2 protein-coding genes are annotated in these 11731 nt (G+C 71.2%); both read right to left on the bottom strand.

The annotated features are described in order from the left end of the window. A partial coding sequence (locus ON23_RS03740) for a non-ribosomal peptide synthetase (RefSeq protein ID WP_039776398.1) occupies positions 1–9285 on the bottom strand: 9285 nt, incomplete at its 3' end. Continuing rightward, on the bottom strand, positions 9285–11731 hold a 2447-nt coding region (locus tag ON23_RS03735), incomplete at its 5' end, for a condensation domain-containing protein (protein ID WP_039776395.1). The genes ON23_RS03735 and ON23_RS03740, both read right to left, overlap by 1 nt.

Raw genomic sequence — 11731 nt, 5'->3', positions numbered from 1 at the left:
GTTCAGCCGGGCGGTGCGGGCGCCGCCGCGCTGGGAGGCGATCGCCGGGCGCGGGCGGTCGGTCGGCAGCGCGGACAGCTCCGGCGCGCCGGACAGTTGCGCACGCCAGAAATCCAGCTGCCGGGCGGATTCCGAGTCGGGATCGGTGGCCGCACCGAGGGTGCGCTGCTGCCACAGGGCGTAATCGGCGTACTGGATCGGCAGCGGCGACCACTGCGGTGCGGCACCCGCGGTGCGGGCCTGATACGCGACGGCGAGGTCCCGGGTCAGCGGGGCGAAGGACCAGCCGTCGGCCGCGATGTGATGGACGACGAACAACAGGACATGGGTCTGTTCGGCGCGATCGGCGTCGGGCGCGCGGCGCACCCGCAGCAGCCGGATGCGGACGGGAACCTCGTCCGCGACGTCGAAACGACTGTGCGCCAGGCTTTCCGCCATCGCGGCGACCTCGGCGGCATCGACATCGGTGATCGCGAGATCCGGCACGGCGGCGGGTTCGACGCATTGGGTCGCCACGCCGTCCCGTTCGGGGTAGCGGGTCCGCAGGGTTTCGTGCCGCTCGATCACATCGGCGATCGCGGCGCGTAACGCGGCGATGTGCAGATTGCCGATGAGCCGCAGCGCGAACGCGATGTTGTAGCTGCCGCCGGTGTCCAGGCGGTTGAGCATCCACATGCGCTGCTGGGCGATCGACAGCGGGACGATATCCGGGCGCGGATCGACGGCGATCGGCCCGTTGTCACCGGAACCCTGGTCCGACAGCGTGATTCGGGTAGCCAGTGCGCGCACGGTCGGTGCGTCGAAGACCGCGCGGACCGGCACCGGGTCCGCGGTGGCCTTGTTCAGGCGGGCGGCGAGCTGGGTGGCGATGAGCGAGTTGCCGCCCAGGGCGAAGAAGTCGTCGTCCGCACCCACCTGTTCGACGCCGAGCAGGGCGGCGAAGGTGTCGGCGACCAGCACCTCGGCCGCACCGACCGGCGCGCGGTACCGCGTGGGCGCCGGCACCGGTGCGGGCAGCGCCTTGCGGTCCAGCTTGCCGACCGGGGTCAGCGGAATCTTGTCGAGGACGACCACTGCGGCGGGCACCATATGCGAGGGCAACCGGCGGGCCGCGAAATCGGTGAGATCGACGGGATCGACCGCGCGTCCCGGCTTCGGCAGGACATAGGACACCAGCATGGTGCCGCGGGTGTCGTGGTCACGTCCCAGGGTGGTCGCGTAGTCGACGTCGGGGTGGGCGCCGAGCACCGCGTCGATCTCGCCGAGTTCGACGCGGAAGCCGCGGATCTTCACCTGGAAATCCGAGCGCCCGACGTACTCCAGTTCCCATTCCGGCTGCGCCTGGCGCACCGTCGGCGCGACGGCCCGCCAGCGCACGATATCGCCGGTGCGATACATCCGGCTGCCCGGCCGGCCCCACGGGTTCGGCACGAAGCGTTCGGCGGTCGCTCCCGATCGGTTGCGGTATCCCCGGGCCAGGCCGCCGCCCGCCAGATACAGCTCACCGGCCACACCGGGCGCCACGGGCCGCAGTCGCCGGTCCAGCACCAGCGCCGACATGCCGTGCACCGGGGTGCCGATGGTGACCGGTTGTCCGGCGGTCAGCCGCGCGTAGGAGGAGATGATGGTGGTTTCGGTGGGGCCGTAGCCGTTGAAGTAGCGGCGGCCGGGCTCCCAGGCCGCCAGCAGTTCGTCGGTGGTCACATCGCCGCCGACCGAAAGTACTTGCAGCTGCGGCTGTTCCGCCGCGTCCAGGGTGCCCAGCACGGCGGGGGTGATGATCGCGTGCGTCACCGCTTCCGTGCGCAGCAGCGCGCCCAGTTCGGGGCCGCCGATGATGCGCGCCGGCACGACCACCAGCGTCGCCCCGGTGGCGAAGGCGCAGATCCATTCCAGGACCGACGGGTCGAAGCTCGGCGAGCAGATGTGCAGCATGTGATGTTCGGGCCGCAACCCGTACCGCTCGATCGCGTACTGGGCCAGCCCGCCCAGGCCCGCGTGCGTCACGGTGACGCCCTTCGGCCTGCCCGTCGAGCCCGACGTGTAGATCACGTACGCCGGATGCGACATCCGCAGCGTCGCGATCCGGTCGGCGTCGCCGATCGGATCGGCGGGCAGTGCGGCGAGTTCGGTCTCGGTCGCCGGCGCGTCGAGGACCAGCCAGCGCACGTCCTCGGGGAGGGCCTCGGCGTAGGCGGCGACCGTGATGCCGATCCGGGCCGCCGAGTCGGTGACCATGTACCGCACCCGTTCCGCGGGATAGGTGGGGTCGACCGGGACGTGGGCGCCGCCGGCCTTGGCCACCGCGACGGCCGCGGCGACCATCTCGAACGACCGCGGAAGTGCCACGGCCACCAGCTGTTCCGGGCCGACGCCGGCCGCGATCAGCCGGCGCGCCAGCCGGGAGGAGTAGTCGTCGAGGTCGCCGTAGGTGATCGACCGCCCCTCGTAGCGCACCGCGATCCGGTCGCGGCCCAGGCTCAGCCCGGCGGTGAGCAGTTCCGGCAGCAGCGCGGTCGCCATCGCCTCGTCGGGCCGAACCCGGGTCAACCGGACGTATTCGTCGGCGCTGAGCAGCGACATGTCACCGACCGCGGCCTCGGGAGAGGCGACCAGCTGCCGCAGCAGTCCGAGGAAGCGACCGGCGAAACCCTCGATCGTGGCGTGGTCGAAAAGGTCGCGGGCATAGGCGAATTCCGCCGTCATGCCGTCGGGCGTCTCCCGGATGTTCAGGGCCAGATCGAATTTCGCGGTATCGGCGGCCGGCTCGACCGTACCGGCCCGCAACCCCGGCAGCTCCAGCTCGCCGGTGGGCAGGTTCTCGAAGGCCAGCGCCACCTGGAACAGCGGATGCCGCGCGGTCGACCGTTCCGGATCGAGCAGTTCCACCAGACGCTCGAACGGCAGGTCGGCGTGCGCGAAGGCACGCAGGTCGGCGTCGCGGGTGCGGTCGAGCAGTTCGGTGAAGCTCGCGCCGCCGGGCACCGTGGTCCGCAACACCACGGTGTTGACGAACATGCCGATCAGATCGTCGAGTTCGCGCTCACCGCGCCCGGCGATCGGCGAACCGATCGCCACCTCGTCGGTGCCGGCCATGCGGGCCAGGAAGATCGCCAGTGCGGTGTGCACGGCCATGAACGTGGTGGCCTGTCGCCGCTGGGCGAGTTCGCGCAGCCTGTCGCGGATATCGCCGTCGACAGCGAATCGCACCCGTCCACCGGCGTAGGAGGGGCGCATCGGGCGCGGCCGGTCGGTGGGCAGGTTCAGTTCGTCGGCCAGTCCGGCGAGGGTCGCGCGCCAGTAGGCCGCCTGGGCGCTGAGGACGCTGTCCGGATCGGACTCCGAGCCCAGCACCGCGTGCTGCCAGATACTGAAGTCGGCGTACTGCACGGGCAGCGGTTCCCACTGCGGTGCGGTTCCGGCCGCGCGGTGGGCGTAGGCGGTCATGATGTCGCGGGTCAGCGGGGCGATCGACCAGCCGTCGGCCGCGATGTGGTGCGCCACGAAGACGAGGATGTGCTCGGGCTCGCCACCCTCGGAGCCGGCGACGGTGTCGTCGGAGTCACTGCGCAGCAGGGCGATTCGCAGTGGCGGTGCGGCGGTCACGTCGAAGCCTCGCGCCGTGAGCTCGGCGATCCGGCTCGCAATCTGCGCCGCCGGGACACCGACCGGCGTCAGGTCCATGTGCACGTCGGCGGCGGGCAGCACCTCCTGGGCGGGGCCGTCCTCGTATTCGGGATAGCGCGTGCGCAGGGTCTCGTGGCGTTGCACCACATCCGCGACGGCGGCGGCCAGCGCCGCGACGTCCAGGTCCCCGCTCAGCCGCACCGCGACCGGAATGTTGTGGACCCCCGATTCGGGATCGAACCGGTTGAGGAACCACATCCGCTGCTGTGCCGGCGAGAGCGGAACGCGCTGCGGCCGCGCCTGTTTCACCAATGCCGGACGCGGGCGCTCGGCAACGTCGCCGCCGGCGGCGGCCGCGAACGCGGCCACGGTCGAGGCCTCGAACAGGGTGCGCACCGGCACCCGGGCGTCCACGATCCGGCCGACGCGGGCACTGACCTGGGTGGCGTCGAGGGAGCTGCCGCCGAGGGCGAAGAAGTCGTCGTCGCGGCCGACCCGCTCCAACCCGAGGACGTCGGCGAACACCTCGGCCACCCGCTCCTCCAGCGGCGTGCGCGGAGCGTGGAATTCCGCGGCCGTCAGCACGGGCAGCGGTAGCGCCGTGCGATCCAATTTGCCGCTGCTGTTGAGCGGGAATTCCGCCAGTTCGACGACCGCGGTGGGGATCATGTACGCGGGCAGCACCGCGCCGAGCCCCTCCCGCACGGCCCGCACATCGAGTTCGGCGCCCGGCGTGCGGATCACGTATCCGGCGAGGTAGTCGCCGCTCTCGCCGGTGACCAGGCGCACCGCGGCCTGGCCGACACCCGGTGCGGCCAGCAGCGCGGTCTCGATCTCGGGCAGTTCGATGCGCTGGCCACGGAATTTCACCTGGAAGTCGATGCGGCCCAGATAGTCGAGCTCACCCTCGGGAGTCCAGCGCACCAGATCGCCGGTGCGATACATCCGTTCGCCGCCGAAGCTGAAGGGATTGGCGACGAAGCGGTCCGCAGTCAGATCGGCGCGCCCGCAGTAGCCGCGCGCGAGCTGGTTTCCGGCCAGGTACAGCTCGCCCGGCACGCCGATCGGCACCGGATGCAGCCGGGAGTCCAGCACGAAGACCTGCGAATTCCATTCCGGCTCGCCGATCGGCACACTGCGTACATCGTCGGCGGTGACCTCGTGGCAGGTGATCGACACCGCCGCCTCGGTCGGGCCGTACATATTGTGCAGGGCGCCGTCGCACTTCTCGGTGAACAGCGCCGCGGTTTCCGCGGGCAGCGCCTCACCGACCACGAAGGCGGCCCGCAGGGTGGTCAGTTCGTCCGCCTCGGCGTGGTTGAGGAAGACGGTGAGCATCGAGGGGACGAAGTCGGTCAGCGTCACTCGCTGCGCGGCAATGGTTTCGGCGAGGTAGCGGGCGTCGCGGTGGCCGTCGGGGGTGGCCACGATCAGGGTGGCGCCGGCGCGCAGCGGAAGGAAATAGCCCCACAGCGAGACGTCGAAGGTGGTCGCGGTCTTCTGCAGGTAGATGTCGCCCGAGCGCACCCCGTACTCGGCGTGCATCCATTCGAGCTGATTGGCGATGGCGCGATGGCTGACCGCGACACCCTTGGGCCGCCCGGTCGAGCCGGAGGTGAACAGCACATAGGCCGGATGGTCCGGATGCAGCGTGCCGTTGCGCTCCCGGTCGCCGATCGTGGCCGCGGAGTAGCCGCTGAGGTCCAGCTCGTCGAGGTGGTGCACGGCGACCGTATCGGCGGTCGCCGGCGGTAGTGCGAAGCCGGCGGCCCGCGTGGTCAGCACGGTATGCGGCCGCGCGGTGGCGATGATGTGGCCGATGCGCTCGGCCGGATGAGAAGGGTCGACCGGAACGTAGGCGCCGCCCGCGCGCAGTACCGCGTACATGCCGAGCACCAGTTCGATGGATCGCGGCATGGCCAGGACCACCAGTGACTCCGGTCCGACGCCGGATTCGATCAGCTTGCGCGCGAGCCGGTTCACCCGCTCGGACATCTCGCCGTAGGTGAGCTCGGTGCCCTCGAAGACGAGTGCGCGGTTGTTCGGCGTGCGGCGCGACTGCCGATCGAAACCCTCGTGCAGGAAGTTGTCGAACACCTTGTGCCCGCTGGCATTCCAGCTGGAGGTCACATAGTCGAGTTCGCCGGCGTCGAGCAGTTCCAGATCGCCGACCGGCAGCTGCGGGTCGGCGGTGGCGCCGCCGAGCAGGCGCAGGAATTTGGCGGCGAATTCCTCGACGGTGGGCGCGTCGAAAAGGTCGGTGGCGTAGGTGAATTCGGCGCGGTATCCGCCGTCGGCGGCGGGCGGGGCGGAAATGGTGAGCTGGAGGTCGAATTTCGCGAAGCCGGGATCGAAGTCCACGAGCTCGCTCTCGAGACCCGGCAGTTCCGGTGCGCCGACCCCGATGTTCTGCATGAACAGCCCGACCTGGAACAGCGGATGCCGCGCCTGCGAACGCGCCGGATTCAGCACCTCCACCAGGCGTTCGAACGGAATCTCGGCATGGGCGAAGGCATCGAGGTCGACGGTGCGGGTGCGGCGGACCAGATCGGCGAAATCGGTGTCGCCCGCCACCCGGGTCCGCAGGACCAGGGTGTTGACGAACATGCCGACCAGATCATCGAGTGCGCGCTCGCCGCGGCCCGCGACGGGCGTGCCGATCGCGATATCGCTGGTCCCGGACAACCGGGCGAGCAGCAGCGACAGCGCCGCGTGCAGCACCATGAACGGCGTGGCCCGCAGTTGGTCGGCCAGCTCGTCGATCGCCGCGCGCAGGCCGGCGTCGATGGTGAATTCGACGGTCGCGCCCCGGTACGAAGCCACGGCCGGGCGCGGCCGATCGGCGGGCAGATCCAATTGCGCCGGGAGCTCGGCCAATTCGCGCTGCCAGAAGCTCAGCTGGCGGGCTGCCTCGGAGTTCGGATCGGTGTCGTCGCCGAGCACTCGCTGTTGCCACAGCGTGTAATCCGCATAGTGCAGCGGCAGCGGCGTCCAGTCCGGGGCGGTGCCGCGGCTGCGGGCGGTGTAGGCCTGGATCAGGTCGCGCAGCAGCGGTCCCATCGACACCCCGTCGGCGGCGATGTGATGGACCACCAGCACCAGGGTGTGATCGTCGGCGCCGGTACGCAGCAACCGGACCCGCACCGGAATCTCGGCGGCGACGTCGAAACCGGTGGCGGCGACCTCGCGCACCGCGGCGACCAGATCGGTCTCGGCGACCTCGACCGGCGCCAGGTCCGGCTCGGCGACGGGGCGGACCACCTGCACGGCGCCCGTGGCGGTCTGCGGGTACACCGTGCGCAGCACCTCGTGGCGGGCGGTCACGTCGGCGACGGCCGCACGCAGTGCGGCGGTGTCGAGCCGGCCCCGCAGGCGCAGCGCGACGGGAATGTTGTCCACCGCCGCCGCGGAGTTTCCGGTGGCGTCGCTGTTGGCCAGGCGGTTCAGGAACCACATGCGGCGCTGCGCCGCCGACAGCGGGACCGCCTCCGGGCGCGGACCGGCGACCAGCGGCGGCCGGACCCGGGCGGTGGTGGCCAGGGCGGCGAGCCCGGCCGGAGTGGGGCGGTCGAAGAAGTCACGCACGTCGACCGCGATGTCCAGGGCGGCCGAGATGCGTGCGATCGCGCGGGTGGCCAGCAGCGAATTGCCACCGCGGGCGAAGAAGTCGTCGTCGGCGCCCACGGCGTCGATGCCCAGCAGGTCGGCGAAGATCTCCGCCACCGCTCGCTCGCCCGGCGTCTCCGGCGTGCGGAATTCACGTGCGGCGCTGTCGAATTCGGGTTCGGGCAGCGCCGTGCGGTCCAACTTGCCGTTGGCGTTGACCGGCATGCGGTCCATGCCGACGAGCAGGGTCGGCACCATGTATTCCGGCAGCCGCCGCGCGGCGTCGCCGAGAATCGCCCCGGAATCGAGTTCGCACCCGCCGGCCGTCACGACGTAGCCGATCAGGTGGTCGCCCGTGCTGTGCCGGTACAGCACCACCGCGGCCTGTGCGACCGATTCGTGCGCCAGCAGCGCCGCCTCGACCTCACCCAGCTCGATCCGCAGACCGCGCAGCTTCACCTGGAAGTCGCTGCGGCCCAGATATTCCAGTTCGCGCGGGCCGCCGTCGATTCCGCTGTTCCAGCGCACCAGATCGCCGGTGCGGTACATGCGGTCGCCCGGGGCGCCGTGCGGGTTGGCGACGAACCTCTCGGCGGTCAGCGCCGCGCGGCCGAGGTAGCCGCGGGCCAGCTGCACACCGGACAGATACAGCTCGCCCACCACACCGTCCGGGACGGGCTGCAGGTTGTCGTCCAGGACGTGCAGATCGGTATCGTCGGCCGCCGCGCCGATCGGGACCGCGACCATATCGGCCGCGGTCACCTCGTGCGCGGTCACGTCGACCGCGGCCTCGGTCGGGCCGTACAGATTGTGCAGGGTCGCGCCGCTCACATCGCGGAAGGCGGCGCCGGTCGCCGCGGGCAGCGCCTCACCGGAGGCGAATACCGCACGCAGGGAGTCGATATCGCTCATCGCCCGCGCGTCCGCGACCGCGGCGGCGAACACCGCCAGCATGGACGGCACGAAATGCGCGATGGTGATGTGCTTGGCGGCGACGGTCCGGATCAGATAGGCCGGATCGCGGTGGCCGTCCGGTGCGGCGAGCACCAGCCGGGCACCGATCTGCAAGGGCCAGAAGAACTCCCATACCGACACGTCGAAGGTGAACGGCGTCTTCTGCAGCACCACATCCGCGGCGTGCATGCGGTAGCAGCGCTGACGCCAGCGCAGATTCGCCACGATGGCACGGTGTGAGACCGCGACCCCCTTGGGCCGGCCGGTCGAGCCGGAGGTGAAGATGACGTAGGCGGTGTTGTCCGGGCGAGCCGGCACCACTTCCTCGGACTCCGGCAACGACGGAAGATCGCCCGTCTCCCAGTCGAATTCGTCCACCCGCAGCACGGGCACACCGTCGAACGCCGGACTTCCGGCATGGGTGAGCACCACGACGGGCGCGGCGATCTCCAGCACGTACGCGATGCGATCGGCGGGATGCTCCGGGTCGATCGGCACGTAGGCGCCGCCGGCCTTGTGGATCGCGTACATGCCGATCACCAGTTCCAGCGACCGGTGCATCGACAGGCCCACCCGCGCGTCCGGGCCCACTCCCAGCCGGACGAGCTGCCAGGCCAGCGCGTTCGCTCGTGCGTCGAGTTCGGCGTAGGTCAGGGTCCGGCCGTCGAATTCCACCGCGACCAGACCGGGCGTGCGCGCCACCTGCTCGGCGAACAGCGTGGCGAGCGTATCGGCGGGAGCCAGGCCTGGTTCGAGCACGTCCGCGGCCGCGGTGAGCGCGTCGTCGAGCAGGTCGGAGACGGCGGCGGCGAGCGCGCCCTCCCCCGAGTCCAGCAGCGCCGGCAGCCGGCCCGAGACGACCACCTGCACGAGCGCATCGGGGGTCAGCGCGTCACCCATCGCCGCGGCCAGCGCAGTCAGCTCCGCGCCCAGCTCGGCATAGGTGAGCGCGGTGTCCTCGTGCCGGACCGCGACGCGCTGCGGTTCCAGGTCGGCGACGACCTCGATCAGATACGGCAGATCCGCGATGCCGTAGGCGCCGCGCAGCGCGGGGTGCTCGGTGGACCGGACGGGTGTAACCGACTCTGCATGCGTCATCAGTGGGTTCCTTCCGTGGTGAGCACGCCCTGTGCGCGCAGATGCAGGGCCTCGAGCATCGTGGTGAGTCCGCCGGCGCCGGCGGCGAGAACGCCGGGCAGCAATCCGGCCAGCGCGACATTGATCAGCGCGTCGGGCGTGGCGCTCGCGCCCATCGCCCGGCCGACGGTGACCACCTTGTGGTGCAGTTCCGCGAATCCGATTCCGCGGCCGCCGAATTCGACGGCGAGCGTATCGGGTGCGGTTCCGGCCGCGGCGGCGATCAGATCGACCAGATCGCCGGGCAGCTGGGTGGATGCCGCGCGGCCGGTGCGGCGGTCGCGTTCCTCGGCGGTGCGAATGTCGATCGCGCGCACCGTGATCGACGGATCCGCCGCCACCGCCCGCACGATCAGCTGGAGTCGTTCGGCGAACAATCGCACCGTGCGCTCGTCGAAGATGTCGGTGGGATAGCAGAATTGCATCCGCAGCCGCTGCAGTTCGCCGTCCGTGCCGAATTCCTCCAGCGCGGTCAGCTGGAGATCGAATTTCGCCTCCGGCAAGGCCGGTTCGAGGGTCTCGACCCGCAGACCGGGCAGCGTGACCGCCGTGGCCGGCAGGTTCTGGAAGGTGAACAACACCTGGAAGATCGGTGTATACGCGCTGGTGCGGGTGCGGCCCAGCGCCTCCACCACCCGTTCGAACGGCACCTCGGTGCGGCCGAGTGCCGCCAGGTCGCCCTCGCGCACATTCCGCAGCAGTTCCGCGAAACTCGTCCGGGCGTCGATCTCGGTGCGCAGCGCCACGGTGTTGACGAACATGCCGACCAGATCGTCGAGTTCGCGTTCCCCGCGCCCGGCCACCGGTGCGCCGACGACGATGTCGGACTGTCCGGACAGCTTCGCCAGCAGCACCGCGAACGCGGCGTGCATCGTGGAGAACAGGGTGGTTCCGTGTGCTCGCGCGACGCCGGACAGCTGCGCGACCAGCCGCTGATCGAAGGCGAAATCGACGGTGGCGCCGCGCATCTCACGTCGCGCGGGACGCGGGCGATCGGTCGGCAGTGCCAGCTGCTCGGGGGCACCGGCCAGCCGGTCGCGCCAGTAACCGAGCTGGTCGGACAGCAGACTGCCGGGGTCGGTGTCGGCGCCGAGCACCGTCCGCATCCATTCGCTGTAGTCGGCGTACTGGACGGGCAGCGGACTCCACTGGGGCGCGGCCCCGGCCAGGCGGCTGGTGTAGGCCGCGATCAGGTCACGGGTCAGCGGCGCCATCGAGTAGCCGTCGGCACTGATGTGGTGAACCACCACGACCAGGATGTGCTCGTCGTCGGCCACCCGCAGCAGACGCACCCGCACCGGCGGGGCGGCCGTGACGTCGAAGCCGACGGCGACGATCTCGGCGATACGCTCGTCGATCTCGGTGCGCCGCACCGGAATCGGCTCGATGTCGACCGCCGCGGCCGGCAGCACCTCCTGCACCGGTTCCGGTTCGGCGGAGGTGGTGCGGACTTCCGGATACCGGGTGCGCAGGATGTCGTGGCGACGCACCAGATCGGCGAGCGCGGCCCGCAGGGCGACGAGGTCCAGCGCACCGGTGAGACGCAACGCGACCGGTACGTGATAGGCCGCCGAATCCGGGGCGAGCCGGTTCAGCACCCACATCCGCTGCTGGGCGAGCGACAGCGGTACCGCTCCGGCGGCGGTCCGCGGTCGCAGCGGCGGACGGGCGTCGCGCTCGGCCGCGTCGATCCAGGCGGCCAGCGCCGCCACGGTCGGCGCGGTGAAGACCGCGGCCACCGGCACCCGCACGCCCGAGGCCGCACCCAGCCGCGCGGCCAGGCGGGCGGCCGCGAGCGAATTGCCGCCGAGTTCGAAGAAGTCGGTGCCGGCGCCGATCGGCGACTCGCCGCCTGCGGGCAGGGCGACGAGGTCGGCGAATTCCGCCGCCACCAGGCGTTCGGTATCGGTGCCCGGTGCCCGGAATTCGGCCTCGGACAGCACCGGCGCGGGAAGCCGATCGCGGTCGACCTTGCCGTTGGCCGTGAGCGGCAGCGCGTCCAGCACCACCACGGCCGCCGGCACCATGTACTTCGGCAGTTCGCTGCCCAGCGCGTCGCGCAGCGTGCTCGCGTCGACCTCCGCGCCGGGTACCGCCGCGTAGGCGATCAGGCGCGGTCCCGCGCTGCCGTCGGTGCGGGCCACCGCGACCGCCGCCTCGACGCCGGGCCGGCGCAGCAGCGCGGCCTCCACGTCGCCGAGTTCGATCCGGAAACCGCCGATCTTGACCTGGAAGTCGGCCCGCTCCAGATATTCGAGCAGCCCGTCGGCCCGGCGGCGCACGATATCGCCCGTGCGGTACATGCGGCCACCGTGGAAGGGGTCGGCGACGAAACGCCCCGCGGTGAGCGCCGGTTGTTCCTGATAGCCGCGGGCCAGCTGGTCACCGGCCAGATACAGCTCGCCGG

The sequence above is a fragment of the Nocardia cerradoensis NBRC 101014 genome (assembly GCF_000308535.1).
GTDB lineage: Bacteria > Actinomycetota > Actinomycetes > Mycobacteriales > Mycobacteriaceae > Nocardia > Nocardia cerradoensis.
Note: the sequence above shows the minus strand (reverse complement) of the source record. Positions and strands in the feature narration are given on the sequence as shown.